This is a genomic window from Flavobacterium araucananum, assembly GCF_002222055.1.
GTDB classification, from domain to species: domain Bacteria; phylum Bacteroidota; class Bacteroidia; order Flavobacteriales; family Flavobacteriaceae; genus Flavobacterium; species Flavobacterium araucananum.
In genome coordinates, this window is sequence record NZ_MUGS01000070.1 from 10679 (window position 1) to 28135 (window position 17457).

Annotated in this window: 11 protein-coding genes; 6 read left to right on the forward strand and 5 right to left on the reverse strand. The window is 35.4% G+C overall.

Features of this window, described 5'->3' with window-relative positions; genetic code table 11:
- Window positions 1-102: 102 nt before the first annotated feature.
- The 3 genes from bshB1 to B0A64_RS22940 form a co-directional block, all read right to left on the reverse strand.
- Window positions 103-819 (reverse strand): bacillithiol biosynthesis deacetylase BshB1, encoded by a 717-nt coding sequence (gene bshB1, locus B0A64_RS22930; protein WP_089481795.1) that lies wholly within the window; start codon window positions 817-819, stop codon window positions 103-105.
- A gap of 79 nt (window positions 820-898) precedes the next feature.
- Complete coding sequence (locus B0A64_RS22935) at window positions 899-1975, reverse strand: chorismate-binding protein (RefSeq protein WP_089481796.1); 1077 nt, start codon at window positions 1973-1975, stop codon at window positions 899-901.
- 5 nt (window positions 1976-1980) lie between these two features.
- Window positions 1981-2412: a PaaI family thioesterase gene (locus B0A64_RS22940; RefSeq protein ID WP_055096087.1), complete on the reverse strand. Its 432-nt coding sequence runs from the start codon at window positions 2410-2412 to the stop codon at window positions 1981-1983.
- Window positions 2413-2740: 328 nt separating this feature from the next.
- Here B0A64_RS22940 and B0A64_RS22945 point away from each other — a divergent pair, with 328 nt between their 5' ends.
- From B0A64_RS22945 to purL, 3 genes are all read left to right on the forward strand, one after another.
- A complete protein-coding gene (locus tag B0A64_RS22945) occupies window positions 2741-4258 on the forward strand; it encodes a hypothetical protein (RefSeq protein WP_089481797.1) in 1518 nt (505 codons plus the stop codon).
- 147 nt (window positions 4259-4405) lie between these two features.
- A complete protein-coding gene (locus B0A64_RS22950) occupies window positions 4406-6262 on the forward strand; it encodes an endonuclease (protein ID WP_089481798.1) in 1857 nt (618 codons plus the stop codon).
- Between the two features lie 289 nt (window positions 6263-6551).
- Complete coding sequence (gene purL, locus B0A64_RS22955; RefSeq protein WP_262495545.1) at window positions 6552-10346, forward strand: phosphoribosylformylglycinamidine synthase; 3795 nt, start codon at window positions 6552-6554, stop codon at window positions 10344-10346.
- Between the two features lie 77 nt (window positions 10347-10423).
- Here purL and B0A64_RS22960 read toward each other — a convergent pair whose 3' ends face one another.
- Window positions 10424-10711 carry a hypothetical protein gene (locus tag B0A64_RS22960; RefSeq protein ID WP_123875952.1) on the reverse strand — a complete coding sequence of 96 codons (288 nt, stop codon included), beginning with the start codon at window positions 10709-10711 and terminating at the stop codon, window positions 10424-10426.
- Window positions 10712-11163: 452 nt separating this feature from the next.
- Here B0A64_RS22960 and B0A64_RS22965 point away from each other — a divergent pair, with 452 nt between their 5' ends.
- The 3 genes from B0A64_RS22965 to B0A64_RS22975 all read left to right on the forward strand — a co-directional run bounded on the left by B0A64_RS22965 (window position 11164) and on the right by B0A64_RS22975 (window position 15632).
- Window positions 11164-13116: a TonB-dependent receptor domain-containing protein gene (locus B0A64_RS22965; RefSeq protein ID WP_244285475.1), complete on the forward strand. Its 1953-nt coding sequence runs from the start codon at window positions 11164-11166 to the stop codon at window positions 13114-13116.
- Window positions 13117-13251: 135 nt separating this feature from the next.
- The gene (locus B0A64_RS22970) at window positions 13252-13683 is read left to right on the forward strand and encodes a hypothetical protein (protein ID WP_089481801.1); all 432 of its coding nucleotides are present in this window, start codon (window positions 13252-13254) and stop codon (window positions 13681-13683) included.
- A 170-nt stretch (window positions 13684-13853) separates the two neighbouring features.
- Window positions 13854-15632, forward strand: a complete 1779-nt coding sequence (locus tag B0A64_RS22975) for an AMP-dependent synthetase/ligase (protein ID WP_089481802.1) — start codon at window positions 13854-13856, stop codon at window positions 15630-15632.
- Window positions 15633-15720: 88 nt separating this feature from the next.
- On the opposite strand, the gene B0A64_RS22980 is transcribed toward B0A64_RS22975, so the two are convergent.
- Entirely contained in the window at window positions 15721-16299 is a 579-nt protein-coding gene (locus B0A64_RS22980) for a hypothetical protein (RefSeq protein ID WP_089481803.1), read from the reverse strand.
- Between the last annotated feature and the right edge of the window lie 1158 nt (window positions 16300-17457).

Sequence of the window (17457 nt, forward strand, 5' to 3'; positions counted from 1 at the left end):
ACTCTAACCAGCTGAGCTACAACCACCATTTTTCTTTGCGGTTGCAAATATACAACAAAGGTTTACTTCTACAAAGAAAAAAATGAAAAAAATTCACAAAAATTACATCAAATTTTCTAAACTATTGACTGCCAAACACCTTTCAACAGTGAAACCTTCCGCAAAATCTTTGCCAACTAACCTTCCTAAGTCCTGCGCACGATAATTTAGACTTTCCAAGAAGTTTTTGCTCGTGATAGGTGTTGCAGGTTCTTTGGATTCCGGATCATAAAACTGTGTTTTATACGCCATAATTGCTGCTACCTTTTTATCTTCAAAACCTGTAATATCGACTACAAAGTCCGGCTGTATGTTTTTCCACTGGATATAGTGATACACCACTTTTGGTCTCCATGGCTCCTGATTTTCTCCATCAATCGATGTTTCGATCTTCATCAAGCCGGATAAAAAACAGGCATCAGAAACTAACTTGCTTCCCTTACCGTGATCGATATGGCGATCCTCAATGGCATTACACAATACAATTTCAGGTTTATATTTTCGAATCATTTTAATGACTTCTAACTGATGCTTTTCGTCATTGGCAAAAAAACCATCGCGCATCGCTAAATTTTCACGAACCAAAACCCCTAAAATCCTTGCTGCATCTTTTGCTTCCTGATCTCTGGTTTCAGCAGTTCCGCGGGTTCCTAACTCACCACGCGTTAAATCTACAATACCTACTTTTTTTCCTAGTGATACTTCTTTTAAAATCGTTCCGGCGCAACCCAATTCTACATCATCAGGATGTGCCCCAAAGGCTAATATATCTAACTTCATCTTTTTTATTTTTAGTCGCAGTTTACAATCGCAGTTTGCGGTCCCAGTAAAACTGAAAACTGTGACTGCGACTGTAAACTTATTTTTCTTTAACTCTTTTCAAAACTCTTTTCATCGTCATTGATTTATTGACGCTTTCCTCCCATTCTTTTTCAGGAATACTTTCTTTTGTAACTCCGCAGCCCATGTACAAAATGGCTTTATTTTCCTTAATTTGCATACTGCGTAAATTTACAAATAAATCAGAACTACTTTCATTATTCGCAAAACTGCTGTTTAATTCGCCCAGGAAACCGGTATAAAAAGTCCTGTCGTAATTTTCGTTTTCTATAATAAATGCTTTTGCTTTTTTCTTTGGCAAGCCACAAACCGCAGGTGTGGGGTGCAAAGTGTCTATTACTTCCTCGAGGGTCGAATTATCGTTTAGAACTCCTGAAATATCTGTTTTAATATGCCAGATCGATCCTGCTTTTACACTATAAGGTTCTGTTATATCTACAGACGAGGCTACTTCGCGCAACCTTTTTACAATAAAATCAGTAACATACTGTTGCTCGTCTTTCTCTTTTTGCTGCCACAAAATATCGGTTTCCAGCATTGCCTTTTGCGTTCCTGCCAAAGCCATTGTTTCAAAAACATTTCCGTTTGCTTTTAGCAATTGTTCCGGCGTAGCTCCCATCCAAAATCCAATTTCAGGATGAAAAAAACAATATGAAAAAGTCGTTGGGTACAATTGAATCAAATGCTGAAAAGTAGTCACAAAATCAAATCCGGTCAGATCAACGATTTCGCTTCTTGATAAAACAACTTTTTTAAATTCGTCGTTTTTAATCGCTTCGATTCCTTTAGAAACTATATTCTCATAATGTTCCTTAGCTGCTATATCAAAACTTAGCTCTTCGATTTCAATCGTTTCAAAAGTAGTCTCTTCTTGTTTTGCCGTTATGATTTCAGATTCATTCTCCGGAATTAAAACCAATTGTTTTTCATCAAAAGAAGCAAAAACAAATCCTTTTTCTTTATAATTTGAGATTTTATATAAAGTATCGTTTTGCTGTAAAAACGCAACAATATTTTTAGAATTAGGTTTGGAATACATTACAAAAGGCAAGTGCTTTTCGTAATGTTTTTTTATTTTAGAAAAAAAGTCATTCATATTTTCTATTCAGTTTTCTTTTTCTCCAAAACCATATTCGTCAGTTTGCAAAGCGAAATCAGATTTCCGGCTTCATCAGTAATTTTAATTTCCCAAAGATGAATACTTCTTCCTTTATGAATAATTCTCGCTGTACCAAAAACCCAGCCTTCACGAATGCTTTTTAAGTGATTTGCCGAAATTTCAATTCCGCGTACTTCTTGTTCTTTTGGGTTTATAAAAAAAAAGGATGCCGCACTGCCCACACTCTCTGCCAAGGCTACAGATGCACCTCCGTGCAAAAGTCCCATTGGCTGATGAACAGAAGGATTTACAGGCATTTTTGCTGTCAGGAAATCTTCGCCAGCGTCTATATATTCGATTTTTAGCGTTTCCATTAGCGTGTTCTTAGAAAATTCGTTGCAACGCGCTAAAATCTGCTCTTTTGTATAATTCATTTAAATTAAGCTTTAAAATCGTAAAATTAAAGAAAAGAAGAGATACAAATTAGAAAATCCAATTCTAAATTAAAAATCATCTTCAAACGTGTAAGTTTTTTGCTATTTTTACAAAAACAATAATTAGCACAGCTATATATTTTAATAAAAGATATAGCCACAGTTTAATACAGATTTTAAGAACGTATTTTTAAGACTTTGACAACCGAGCGATAGCGAACAGACGAAGTAAAGAGTTGATATTTCAAAAAAATAATTAAAAAGAGTTAGATAAAATTATTAAGATTAAAATGATTTTGTTTCNNAAAAAAAAAAAAAACATATTCAAATGCGTCAATACTTTATACTCTTCATTTTCGGAATACTTTTAGCAGCCAGTTCTTGCCGAACTGATTTTGATACCGTTGCCAGTTCCGGAGATTTAAAATTTTCTAAAGATACGGTGTATTTAGATACTGTTTTTAAGAACATTGGTTCCAGTACCTATCAGCTTAAAGTGTATAACCGAAGTAAAAATGATATTTCGATTCCAACAATCCAATTCAAAAAAGGATTGAGTTCTAAATACAGAATGACGGTTGACGGAAGCAACGGAAACAGTGGCAAAATTTTTAAGGATGTTACCCTTTTGTCCAAAGACAGCTTGTATATTTTTATAGAAACTACAGCAGATATTACAGATGCAAATCCAACTGATTTTTTATATACTGATCAACTTCAGTTTGACAGCGGCGCCAATCTACAGGAAGTCGCTTTGGTTACACTGATCCAGGATGCTGTTTTTTTATATCCAAAACAAAATGCTGACGGAACCAAAGAAAAAATTAAGATTGACGGTAAAGATGTTGATGGTTTTTATCTGGATGAAAACGATGCTGTAAACGGTAATGAGCTACTTTTTACCAAGCAGAAACCTTATGTAATATATGGATTTGCCGGAGTTCCCGAAAATAAAACCGTGACTTTTGAAGCCGGAGCACGCGTGTTTTTTCACGCAAATTCAGGACTTTATGTAGACAATAAAGCATCGCTTCAAATTAATGGAGCGGTATCTGCGACGGAAAAACTAGAGAATGAAGTCATTTTTGAAGGCGATCGATTAGAATCCCTTTACGATGATATTCCCGGACAATGGAATTCGGTCATACTGGCAAACGGAAGTAAAAATCATTCGGTTAATCATCTTACCTTAAAAAATGCTGTTACAGGTTTAAACTTTAAAAAACCGGATAACAGCACCACAATTCAAATCAAAAACACACAGATTTATAATTGTGCCGAATATGGAATCCTGGCTCAAAATGCCTTTATAAACGGAGAAAATATCGTAATTAACTATAGCGGTTTAGCGGGTTTATCCTGTGTTTATGGCGGTAATTATATTTTTACACATTGTACTTTCAATAACAATTGGCAAAGTAGTGCACAGTATGCAGTGAATTTAAGCAACAGTCTGGCAGGTGCAACGCCCGAAACAAATCCTTTGACTCAGGCAACTTTTAATAACTGTATTATTTATGGTTCCGGTTCAAACGAATTTAATCTGAATAAAAATGCAAACGCAGCATTTGTTTATCAATTAAACAATTGTTTACTCAAATTTAGCAGTTCCAGTTCAAATCCTGATTATCAGTTTAAAACAGATGTGGTGCATTACAACCAAATCATTTTAAACGAAAACCCAAAGTTTTTTAATGTGAACCTAAATAAATTCAATATCGATAATACCTCTCCTGCTTTTGCAAAAGGGAATCAGGCCTATACTATTCCGCTCGATATTATTGGCAAAACCAGAACCTCTCCTCCCGATTTAGGTGCCTATCAAAGCGCAGCATTTCCTAAATAGAGAACAAAAAAGACATCCGTAAGAAAATTTTTCTAAAATTAAACATCACTTAACGTAGCGTATTCCTAAAAGTAGTATTTTTGACACAATAATTGAATAAAAACCTAAAATTCAACTTATTAACAACCCAAATTTTAAACTATTTTTATGAAAAAAAACTACTCATTGCTCTTCTTGATGTTTGTTACCATTGGTTTTGCTCAAATTCCGTCTGGTTATTACAACACAGCAACCGGAACCGGTTACACTTTAAAAACACAATTGTACAACATTATTAAAGGACATACTGATAATGGATATGCAGGTTTGTATACGACTTATCAAACCTCTGATGTTGATAATTTTTACGAGAATGACGGAACTGTTTTAGACATGTATTCTGAAAATCCATCCGGAACAGATCCTTACAATTATACTACCGGAAGCACACAGCGCTGCGGAAATTACTCTGCAGAAGGAGATTGTTACAATAGAGAACACATCATTCCGCAATCTGTATTTAATGAACAATCGCCTATGGTTGCCGATGCGCATTTTATTACTCCAACAGACGGAAAAGTAAACGGCGTTCGATCTAACTACCCTCATGGCGTGGTAAGCACACCAACTTATATCTCTCAAAATGGCGGAAAATTAGGTCCAAATTCTACATCCGGATATTCAGGAACTGTTTTTGAACCTATCAACGAGTTTAAAGGAGACATTGCCAGAATGTACTTTTATTTTGCAACCCGTTACGAAAATACCGTTGCAGGATATTCATACGCAATGTTTGATGGCTCAAGCAATAAAGTATTTACAGCTGCATTTTTAAGCATCCTTTTAAGCTGGAATGCACAAGATCCTGTAAGCGCGAGAGAAATTGCCAGAAACAATGCCATCTACGCGCGTCAAAACAACCGAAATCCATATATAGATCACCCGGAATATGTAAATCAAATCTGGAGTCCATCTTCAGATACGCAAGCTCCAACGGCTCCTACAGGTTTAGCATCGACTGCAAAAACAGCAACTTCTATTACTGTTTCCTGGAATGCTTCGACAGATAATGTTGGGGTTACCGGTTATAACGTTTATTCAAACGGAGTTTTAAAAACCACTGTTACAAGTTTAACAGCTACTATTACCGGATTAACAGCTTCGACGAGTTACAATATTAATGTAACGGCAAAAGATGCTGCCGGAAACACCTCGGCATCAAGTAGCACAATTGCCGTAACAACCAACAGCAGCGGAGGAACAGGAGGAACAGCAACAGAGTTACTTTTTTCTGAATACATAGAGGGTTCAGGAAACAATAAAGCTTTAGAAATTGCCAATAATACAGGTGCTTCTGTAAGTTTATCTGCTTATACGGTAAAAAAACAAACGAATGGTGCCGGTGCATGGAGCACAGGTTTAGCCTTAAGCGGAACGCTGGCTACCGGAAGTAAATTTACAATCGTAAACAGTTCGATGTCATCTAGCTGTTTTGCTACGAGTTTAGCCAATATTTCTACAACTGCAACTGAATTGACTTTTAACGGTAATGATGCCGTTGGACTATTCAAAAATGGGGTTTTAATAGACATTATTGGAACTTTTAATGGCGGAACTGCCAACTTTGCGGCTGATGTTACTTTAAGAAGAAAATCGACCGTAACGGCTCCATCGACAACATTTAACCTAAGCACACAATGGGATTCTTATAGTACCGATACATGCTCAAACCTGGGGGCCAAAACCTTAAGTGTTGCATCTATCGAAACAGAAGAAGAGACTGGTACAGCATTAAAAGGACTTGTTTTATATCCAAATCCGTCAAACGGAAACTTTACTATTTATTTTGCCAATACAGATTCACCGTATTCTATCGAGATAATTTCATTGCTAGGTCAAAAGGTATTCGAGAAATCAAACACCACAGATTCATTATCTGCGATAAATAATTTGCCAAAAGGCGTTTACATTGTTCGTATTAAAAAAGGTTCTGAAATTTTTAGTAAAAAAATCATTATCAATTAACTAAAAACGAATGATTACTAAATTTAAAAGCGGCACTATTGCCGCTTTTTTTATGCAAATACTTGAATTTTTTTTTACGCAAATTGAGCAGATAAGGCAGATATAAAGCTAACTAAATGATTTCCGCAGATTTATATTGATTCGAATTTTATCCTAAATCTGCATAAATTTTTTATTCCGTTTTGTAATCTGCTTAATATGCCAAATCTGCATGAAACAAAAAAACTTTATGCGTTTGTGAGAAAACCTTGTACACAAGAAGATGCACTGCTGCGCATCTCTACACATTATGCACCTTTTCATATATCGTAAAAAACATCTTTATTTTTTTCTAAAGAGTTTGTTTTCAAATTTGCGCTTGCTATTTATTTACACTAAATTTGCACCTCAATACAACAAACTACACAAAACAATGATCCATTTCTTTGAAAACCAAAGCAAAACTGTTTTTGCCGTACAAACGCAAAACGAAATTTCGGCTCAAGACATTTCAAAACTAAACTGGCTTTTTGCCAACTCTAATAAGATCGAAAAATCCGCACTGCCGGATTTTTTTGTTGGTCCTCGTGCCACAATGATCACACCCTGGAGTACAAATGCTGTAGAAATTACTCAAAACATGGGAATTCCGGGCATTATCAGAATTGAAGAATTTCATCCGGCAACGGAAGATTTCACGGATTTTGATCCGATGCTTTCTCAAAAATTCAATCAATTAGATCAGGAGATTTTCACTATCAACGTTCAGCCGGAACCTATTCTGGAAATCGATGATATTGCTACTTACAACAAAGCAGAAGGTTTGGCTTTAAGCCAGGAAGAAGTAGATTATTTAGACAATCTTGCTGTAAAACTGGGAAGAAAGTTAACCGATTCTGAGATTTTTGCTTTCTCACAAGCGAATTCAGAACACTGTCGTCACAAAATCTTCAACGGAACTTTTGTAATTGATGGCGAAGAAAAAGAAACTTCTCTTTTTAAATTAATCAAAAAAACATCACAGGAAAACCCTAACGATATTGTATCTGCTTACAAAGACAACGTTGCTTTTGTAAAAGGACCAAAAGTGCAGCAGTTTGCACCAAAAACTGCCGACAAACCAGATTATTACGAGATAAAAGAATTTGATTCGGTTTTATCTCTAAAAGCAGAAACACACAATTTCCCTACAACTGTAGAGCCTTTCAACGGAGCTGCAACAGGTTCTGGTGGAGAAATTCGTGACCGTCTGGCAGGTGGTCAGGGTTCTTTGCCATTGGCAGGAACTGCGGTTTACATGACTTCCTATTCTCGTTTAAAATCCTTCGACTCCGCTCAGGACGACAGAAAATGGGAAAATGCGGTTGAAGAAAGAAAATGGTTGTACCAGACACCAATGGATATTTTGATCAAAGCTTCTAATGGAGCTTCTGATTTTGGAAATAAATTTGGTCAACCGCTTATTACAGGATCCGTTTTAACTTTCGAACATCAGGAAAACGACCGTAAAATTGGTTACGATAAAGTAATCATGCAAGCGGGCGGAATTGGTTACGGAAAATTGGATCAGGCGATAAAAAAGAAACCACAAGAAGGCGATAAAATCGTAATTCTGGGTGGCGAAAATTATAGAATCGGGATGGGTGGTGCTGCGGTTTCATCTGCAGATACTGGTGCTTTTGGTTCAGGAATCGAGTTAAATGCAATACAACGTTCCAACCCTGAAATGCAAAAACGTGCTGCAAACGCGATTCGTGGTTTAGTAGAAAGCGATCACAACCCAATTGTTTCGATTCACGATCACGGAGCTGGAGGACACTTAAACTGTCTTTCGGAATTGGTAGAGGAAACTGGCGGATTAATCGATTTGGATAAATTGCCTGTTGGAGATCCTACACTTTCTGCAAAAGAAATTATTGGTAACGAATCTCAGGAAAGAATGGGATTGGTGATTGGTCAAAAAGACATTGCTATTTTGCAACGAATTGCAGACAGAGAGCGTTCGCCAATGTATCAGGTTGGAGACGTTACGGGAGATCACCGTTTTACTTTCGAATCTAAATCAAACGGTTCAAAACCGATGGATTATGCTTTGGAAGATTTCTTTGGAAGTTCTCCTAAAACGATTATGAACGACAAAACTATCGATAGAAAATATGCTGATGTTGCTTACAACGCAGGAGATTTTGAAAAATATTTAAAAGACGTTTTACGTTTAGAAGCAGTTGGTTCTAAAGACTGGTTAACGAATAAAGTGGACCGTTGTGTGGGCGGAAAAGTTGCCAAACAACAAAATGCAGGACCGCTTCAATTGCCTTTGAATAATGTTGGGGTTATGGCACTGGATTATTTAGGTAAAGAAGGTATTGCAACTTCTATTGGCCACGCTCCTATTGCTGCTTTGATTGATCCGGTTGCAGGTAGTCGAAATGCTATTGCAGAATCGTTATCAAACATTGTTTGGGCACCGATTAAAGAGGGTTTAAAAGGAATTTCATTATCTGCAAACTGGATGTGGGCTTGTAAAAACGAAGGTGAAGACGCTCGTTTATACGCTGCTGTTGAAGGTTGTTCTGAATTTGCAATCGAATTGGGAATCAATATTCCAACAGGAAAAGATTCACTATCGATGAAACAAAAATATCCAAACGACGAAGTAATTGCGCCGGGAACGGTTATTATTTCCGCCGGAGGAAACTGTACAGATATTAGAAAAGTGGTGGAACCTGTTTTACAGAAAAACGGAGATTCTATTTATTATATCAACTTATCTCAGGATGATTTTAAATTAGGAGGTTCTTCTTTTGCACAAATCAGAAACACAATAGGAAAAGAAACTTCGACAATTAAGGATGCTTCTTTCTTTAAAAATGCATTTAATACCATCCAGGAATTAATTGGTGAGAACCAAATTTTGGCAGGTCACGATATCGGAAGTGGCGGTTTGATCACTACTTTATTAGAATTGTGTTTTGCTGATGTAAACCTTGGAGCTAAAATTGATTTCAGTGCCTTTGCCGAAAAAGACTTATTGAAAATCCTTTTCGCAGAAAACATCGGAATCGTTTTTCAGGCAAAATCAGATGCAGCTGTTGAAGCTAAATTAAACGCAAACAATATCGAATTCTTCAAAATTGGTTCGGTTCAGGAAACTGCAACTTTAGAGTTTGGTGATTACAAATTAGATATCCCAACTTACAGAGATATCTGGTTCGAAACTTCTTATTTATTAGATCAGAAACAATCTAAAAACGGAAGAGCTCAGGCACGTTTTGAAAACTATAAAAATCAGGTTTTACAATATACTTTCCCAGCACATTTCACTGGTAAAAAGCCTGTCATCTCGAGTGAAGTCGAGAGACCAAAAGCCGCTATTATTCGTGAAAAAGGAAGTAATTCTGAGCGCGAAATGGCAAATGCTATGTACTTGGCAGGATTTGATGTAAAAGATGTTCACATGACCGATTTAATTTCCGGTCGTGAAACCCTAGAAGACATTCAGTTTATTGGTGCAGTTGGAGGATTCTCTAACTCAGATGTTTTAGGTTCTGCCAAAGGTTGGGCGGGAGCATTTTTATACAACGAAAAAGCAAAAACAGCTTTGGATAAATTCTTTAAAAGAGAAGACACATTATCTGTTGGAATTTGCAATGGTTGCCAATTGTTTATGGAACTTGAGGTAATTAATCCGGAACATGAAGTACACGGAAAAATGCTGCATAACGAAAGCCAGAAACACGAAAGTATTTTTACCTCTGTAAAAGTTCAGGAAAACAACTCTGTAATGTTATCTACATTAGCAGGAAGCACTTTAGGAGTTTGGGTTTCTCACGGAGAAGGAAAATTTAACTTACCGCTTGCCGAAGAAAACTACAACATTGTTTCTAAATATGCTTATGAAGGATATCCTGCAAATCCTAACGGATCTGATTATAACACAGCAATGATGTGTGATAAAACCGGAAGACATTTGGTAATGATGCCACATATTGAGCGTTCTACTTTTCAATGGAACTGGGCTAATTATCCAAAAGACAGAAACGACGAGGTTTCGCCTTGGCATGAAGCTTTTGTAAATGCAAGAAAATGGATTGAGAAAATCTAAAAATATATATTTTACTATACAAAAAAAATGCCCCGACGCTATCCCTATGTCGAGGCATTTTTTTTTGTTTAAAAGGTTTATCGCTTAAACGAAGAGACGATACCCGTTACGATACTGGCAGATGAAAAAGCTACTAAACCGGAAGCTATTGCTGCTTGTCCGGCAAAAAACTGATCTTCTAAAATTCTTCCCTGAAACAATATTCCAGTGGATAATCCTATAACTGCTCCCAGACCAATAACCCCAATGTACCACCATGGTTCCGGATCTGGCGATGGTGGTGGCGGGAATTTTAAAAAACGTTTCCACCAACCCGGATACAATGTTCCGCATATTCCAAGTAATCCATAAAAAATAGTTACCATAATACTTAAATTTAAAATAATGCCTACTCGTTTGCTTTTCGGCTTACGCATTTTGATAAGACAAAACTATATCAGACTCTTGTAAATTTTATAAGGTTATTTCCTGTTTATTATAGGGAAAAACACCCTTTTTTTTATTCTTCTATTTTTTCTTTAAACCGCTCTAAGACTAATTTAATGATATCTTAAGCCGCTTTTTATACCTCTGTTTATCCGGATAAATATCTTTGCCTTATGAAAAAATGGAAACAAAACCTGTCGTTATTACTACTTTTATTTACTGTAAGTCAACTTTGTTTTAGTCAAAAAATCGCTTCTCTAAAAGGAAGTGTTTCTGACGGAAAAAGTGCCGTAGAATTTGTAGATGTGATTTTAAAAAATACAACTGATTCTACANNTTTGTTTTTAATGCTGTTTCGAATATTTCGCAATCCGGAGGAACTGCGACAGATATGCTCAAAAGTATTCCCACTGTAGCTGTTGATGCTGACGGCGGAATAACGCTGAGAGGAAAATCGCCTATGATTTTGATTAACGGCAAGAATTCAGCAATTACCAATATGGATCAAATCCCAGCAAGCAGCATTGAAAGCATTGAAGTTATCAGCAATCCTACGGCCAAATACGATGCAAATGCGGAAAGCGGAATCATCAATATCAAACTTAAAAAAAACAATCAAAGCGGGATGAATGGTGCTGTTGTTTTAGGCAGCGGATTTGGCGCAAAAGGCAGATTGAACAGTTCTGTACTTTTGAATCAGAAAACAGAAAAATGGAATTTTGGTTTGGCTTATGACAATCGTTTTGCAGGCAGGACCAAAAAAATAAAAGGAGAAAGAATCAACAATTTTATTGATGATGAGCACTTTATCAATCAGGACAGAAATGATGAACGAACGGAAGGTTTACAGAATTTAAAATTTAATATTGATTTCTCTCCAAACGAACGAAATAATTTTTCATTTGAGGCTTTAGGAAATATGGAAAGTCAGGATAATGACGAAACGTTGCATACACAGGTAAACACGAGCACAAATGCATTTTTCTCGAACAATATCAGGCATTCATTAGAATTAGAGCGATCAAAAGTGGGAGAACTGGCGTTTAGCTACGACAGGAAATTTGCTGACGATCGAAAAAACCTCAACGCAAGTATTACGTCTTCTTTTAATAAACATCGTGAAAACACCAATATAGACACCTACAATTATGATCAATATGAGGCACAAATGGGCGATGCTTTTTTGCAAAGAACACATAATTACGAACATGAAAACATATCAAATGCTATTGTAAATTATGCCCTTCCTGTGTCTGAAAAATCAGTTATAGAAACGGGCTACAAGGGAACATTCCGTTTTTTTAATTCCGATTTTCAAAGCGCCGACAAAACTAATAACGAATATGTTATTAATCCTCTGGCGAGCAATGGTTTTCGATATAATGAACAAATAAACGCGGTTTACGGTTTGCTAAATTCGTTTATTGGTGACAAAGAAAACCCAAAATGGAAATACAATTTAGGCTTACGTGCAGAACAGGTTTCAAACAATGGAAAAACGCAAAATAACAGTGATGATTTCTCCAATCACTACCTGAAACTTTTTCCATCTGCATCATTGCAAATGAATTTGACATCTGATGGATTTTTAAAAATTGGATACAGCAAGCGTATCAATCGTCCGGATTTGGATGAATTAAATCCGTTTGTAGATATTACAGATGCCTTAAATCCTCATGGCGGAAACCCGTACCTAAAACCCGAAATTATTCATATTGCCGAGATGAGCTACAACTTAGAAGGATCGAAATATTCGTTTTCTACGAATGCTTTTTACAGAAATGCAACCAATACGATCAAACAATATGCACAATTGCAAGACAATGGTGTGATTTTCCTGCAACCCCAAAACATTGGTAGCACTATTACGTATGGTTTAGAAACTATCTTTAGCGTGAAACCTATTGGCTTTTATGATGCAAATATTAGTATAACAGCTTTTGAGCAAAACATCAATGCGTCTAATCTGGCTCAGGATGTTGTTAAGAGTGCTTTTAGCTGGTACGGAAAAATCATTAATAATTTTGTTCCCTGGAAAGGCGGAAAACTACAAATAATAGGCAATTACAACTCTGCATTGGCAACTCCGCAAGGAAAAAGAATTCCGATCTATAATGTAGACATGGGTTTTCAGCAAAAACTGGGAAAAGGAAATGCCCGTTTAGGATTAGTGGTTACAGATATGTTTAACACACTAGAAAGTGGTTTCAAAAACAATACGTTGTTGTTTAGTAACAACCGAACTTCTAAATCTGATACCCGTGCATTGATGCTAACTTTTGCTTATACTTTTAAGTCAGATTTTAAAGAAAAACTATTAGAAAATCAATTTTCGACGGAGTAATTATTACATCTCAATAAAAAAACTCATTCTTGTAATTTGGATTCATTTTTCTATCGAAATTTGAAGTATATTCGCCAAAAAAATTCTACCACTGATTTTTTTTTGCGTTTCCAAAAACACTTAAACCTACATAGAATGAAATCAATACATTTACTATTTATTACGTTATTTTTTGTTGCCACACAATCTCATTCGCAAGTTCACGTAGATCAAATTACCTACAACGGTCGCGATCATTTTATTACCACTACAATTGGTTATCCTGTTCCGGGAACTTATATTCCTACAGGACAAAAAGAGCCAATGACGTTGTTGAATCCAGATGGGACCGGAGTTATTCAGGCAGACGATTTAAGCAAAAAAAAGATCAATTGGGGAATCGAATGTACAGATGAAGGGATTCCTGTTTTTAAAGAGGGCTTCAATAGTGCTACGTATACATTTTGGTACAGAACCAATGATAGCGATGCCTGGATTTATTCTCAATTTTCTATTCATTTTACTAAGAAAAAAATGTTCTTAATGGGAGAAAGAGTAAAAGAATATGTAGACTACAACGTACAATAATTAAGGCTCAAATATTAAACATTTCTTGTTTTTTTGTAAATTTCTCTATAAAAAAGAAAACGTTTTCGTAGAATTTCTATATTACCTATAATTTTTCCCATAAAATTGTATAAAATTAAAAATTATAGCTAATTTTTATTTAATTTGCGATAAAATTCAATATATTAAACATGGTTTCAATCACACGCCTTTTTGATTTTCCCTATTATCAACAAGAAACTTATAACCTTCCGGTTGCATTAGCAACCAAAAAAAATGGAGTCTGGGAAAAAACATCTAGCCAGGAATATATTGCAAAAGCTAATGCTGTTTCGAGAGCATTATTACGTATGGGCGTTCAAAAAGATGATAAAATTGCCTTGATTACTTCGAACAATCGTACAGAGTGGAATATCATGGATATTGGTATTTTGCAAACCGGAGCGCAAAACGTTCCCATCTATCCCACAATTGCCGAAGAAGATTACGAATATATATTAAACCACAGTGGCAGTATTTACTGTTTTGTGTCTGATAAAGAAGTTCTTGACAAAGTAAATGCGATAAAAGCAAATGTACCAACCTTAAAAGAGGTTTATTCGTTTGACGAAATTGCAGGTTGCAAACATTGGACAGATTTGTTGGCTCTTGGTGAAGACAGCAGCAATCAAAGCGAGGTCGATGCCAGAAAAGACAGTATTCATACTGATGATCTTGCCACTATTATTTATACTTCCGGAACAACCGGAAGGCCTAAAGGTGTTATGCTTTCGCACAAAAATATTGTGTCGAATGTTTTAGACAGCGCACCAAGAATTCCGTTTGATCCGGGAAAAAGTACGGCATTAAGTTTTTTACCTATTTGCCATATTTTTGAAAGAATGATTTTGTACATCTACCAATTTTACGGAGTATCTGTTTATTTTGGAGAATCAATCGATAAAATTAGTGATAACCTGAAAGAAGTTCGTCCAACAGTGATTACGGCTGTACCGAGGCTTTTAGAAAAGGTTTACGATAAAATTTATGCAAAAGGTGGTGAATTAACCGGTATCAAGAAAAAACTATTTTTCTGGGCGATCGATTTAGGCTTAAAATATGAACCATACGGAGCTAATGGCTTTTGGTATGAATTTCAGTTAAAAATTGCCCGTAAACTTATTTTCAGTAAATGGAAAGAAGGTTTGGGAGGAAATTTAGAATTAATGGTTTCAGGAAGTGCTGCACTACAACCACGATTAACGAGAGTTTTTGCTGCTGCCGAAATTCCGGTTATGGAAGGTTACGGTTTATCTGAAACATCGCCGGTAATTGCTGTAAATGATCAGAGAAATAAAGGTTTTAAAATAGGAACTGTTGGAAAAGTAATTCGCAACGTCGAAGTTAAAATCGCTCAGGATGGCGAGATCCTTTGCAAAGGACCAAATGTAATGTTGGGTTACTTTAAAGATGATGAAAAAACTGCCGAAGCTTTGCAAGACGGTTATTTTCATACAGGAGATATTGGTGAAATTGACAGCGAAGGTTTCCTGAAAATTACAGATCGTAAAAAAGAAATGTTCAAGACTTCAGGCGGAAAATATATTGCTCCTCAATTGATTGAAAATGCAATGAAACAATCTCGTTTTATTGAGCAGATCATGGTAATTGGTGAAGGCGAAAAAATGCCGGCAGCTTTTATTCAGCCTAATTTTGAATTTGTAAAAGAATGGGCAAGATTGCACAAAATAACTTTAGGAAGTACTGATAAGGAAATCAGCGCAAATCCTGATGTCATCAAACGTATTGACGAAGAGGTTGAAGGAATCAATGAAAAATTTGGTCATTGGGAAAAAATCAAACGTTTTGAGCTTACTCCTGATGTTTGGTCTATCGATGGCGGCCAACTAACTCCTACTTTAAAACTGAAACGTAAAATTATCAAAGAAATTTATAAAGATCTTTATCTAAAAATCTACGATCATAATTAATCAAAATAATATAACCAAATGAAAAGGCTGTCTACAAAGACAGCCTTTTTTACTTCACGAAGATTTCCTTCAATTAAACAATATCGTTCTAACCACTCGAAAACGTAATTGATTTTCCAGGATATATCTTCTGACCTATCTTTTTTGAAAATAGACTGGCAAAATTTGAAAACAGATTCCCTTGTTTAGGATGTTCTCCTGACTTTTCATTTTCTACAAATCGCTCTATCATGCTGTCTTTTTTCTCAGCACCAATAACTGACTCCGCTTTATAGCTATTATCAATCTGTTTTGCTTCCTCAGCTCTACAGATTGCATTAAACTTTTTAAAAGGACGCGGTTGAAAATCAACCATAATTGCTGCCAGATTTATTGCGTCAATATTCGACGGATCTGTTTCGCCTTTAAAGAAGGTTTCGATAGGTCTAAACTTATCTCTTTGTTCCTTAAACTTATTCTTTTTGGTATGATCAAAATCTAAAGAAAATAAATTTCTAAAAACATTTAAGTCATCCTGAGTTGCATTATTCTCAAAAATAAGCCAACAAAAGTCACGAAGTTTTCCACGAGACGGACTGTACAAATAATCAAAGTACTCGCCTTCTTTTTCTATCTCATATTTTGCTCTAATCGCTTTTTTATATTTTTCTAATGTATTGTTATTCATAATATTGTTTTTTTTGGGGAATTCCGGATAATCTCAGAGAAATACAGGAATTCTGGGAATCCCTTATCTACAAGCTTTAAAAGCATCCTTGCTTTGCCAGAGAAAAATCATCAAAATGATATACATTATCCCTGAACTTACCTTTTTATTCCATCGTTTAATGAGCTTCGAATTCATCTCTTCTACCAGAGCAAACAGATGCTCACTAAACCTATTTATATTTGTATGACCAGAATGATGCTCATACGTAAACTTCTTTTTACTCATTCTTAAATCTTGTTTAAACCTATTTCTAATTACGGTTGTCTGATTTCGAACTCAACCCTTTATTAATGTTTTGCAAAGACACCAAGTCATCCCGTTTAATTTACTTTGTTACTTTGAGCCTTTGAATCATTTTTAGGCATAAAAAAAGCACCCGATTAAAGGTGCTTCATGAAGTTCAATAAGACATATCTATCCTATTGCCTGTATTCATGCACCTGTATAGTCAAACATCCCGAACCGAATGCTGAGGCCTGTAATTCTACGCTATATGAGTTAAATTTAAAATCCATTTTGTTTGTTGTATTATATATTGAAATCATTGTTGTTAAATCAGTATTGTTTGAAACTCTATCATAAGAATTTCTTCTGCAAATATATATGTTAAAATATCAATTATCCAAATCCTTTTTAAGATTAATTTACTGACAATCAGCTATTTATTTGCTAAATAAAAACATGGAAATACCTGTCCGCATACTTGTGCAGATCTCTGTTTGTATCAAATGACTGTCTCTCATCAGATTACTTTTCAAGATTATATTTCATTATTTAATTTTATCATATACAATTTGGTCAATTATTTTTTTGATTTTTTTTGGTCAAAAGTTATTTTTTATCATTTTCGGTCATACTAAACGATCTAAATTATATTATTAAACGATGAAACTTGACTTACTAAGTAGTCTCAAAGCTTTGGCCGAAGTGTTTTTGCAATCCTCGAAAAACAAAAAAAGCGTCCCGATAAGGACGCTTTTATATATTTATGTTGATTATGTAATTACAATTTACACTTCAATTCATTAATATACATATAGCGTCCAGAACCATTAGCCGGAACAAATCCCGCTAAACGATCACTAAATTCTATTGCCGACAGGCTGATATATATAT

Excerpts from the sequence above, each read along its gene's own strand:
- bshB1 (WP_089481795.1), bottom strand. The coding sequence starts at position 819 with ATGAAGTTAGATATATTAGCCTTTGGGGCACATCCTGATGATGTAGAA.
- B0A64_RS22935 (WP_089481796.1), bottom strand. The coding sequence starts at position 1,975 with ATGAATGACTTTTTTTCTAAAATAAAAAAACATTACGAAAAGCACTTG.
- B0A64_RS22940 (WP_055096087.1), bottom strand. The coding sequence starts at position 2,412 with ATGAATTATACAAAAGAGCAGATTTTAGCGCGTTGCAACGAATTTTCT.
- B0A64_RS22945 (WP_089481797.1), top strand. The coding sequence starts at position 2,741 with ATGCGTCAATACTTTATACTCTTCATTTTCGGAATACTTTTAGCAGCC.
- B0A64_RS22950 (WP_089481798.1), top strand. The coding sequence starts at position 4,406 with ATGAAAAAAAACTACTCATTGCTCTTCTTGATGTTTGTTACCATTGGT.
- purL (WP_262495545.1), top strand. The coding sequence starts at position 6,552 with ATGCACCTTTTCATATATCGTAAAAAACATCTTTATTTTTTTCTAAAG.
- B0A64_RS22960 (WP_123875952.1), bottom strand. The coding sequence starts at position 10,711 with ATGGTAACTATTTTTTATGGATTACTTGGAATATGCGGAACATTGTAT.
- B0A64_RS22965 (WP_244285475.1), top strand. The coding sequence starts at position 11,164 with ATGCTCAAAAGTATTCCCACTGTAGCTGTTGATGCTGACGGCGGAATA.
- B0A64_RS22970 (WP_089481801.1), top strand. The coding sequence starts at position 13,252 with ATGAAATCAATACATTTACTATTTATTACGTTATTTTTTGTTGCCACA.
- B0A64_RS22975 (WP_089481802.1), top strand. The coding sequence starts at position 13,854 with ATGGTTTCAATCACACGCCTTTTTGATTTTCCCTATTATCAACAAGAA.
- B0A64_RS22980 (WP_089481803.1), bottom strand. The coding sequence starts at position 16,299 with ATGAATAACAATACATTAGAAAAATATAAAAAAGCGATTAGAGCAAAA.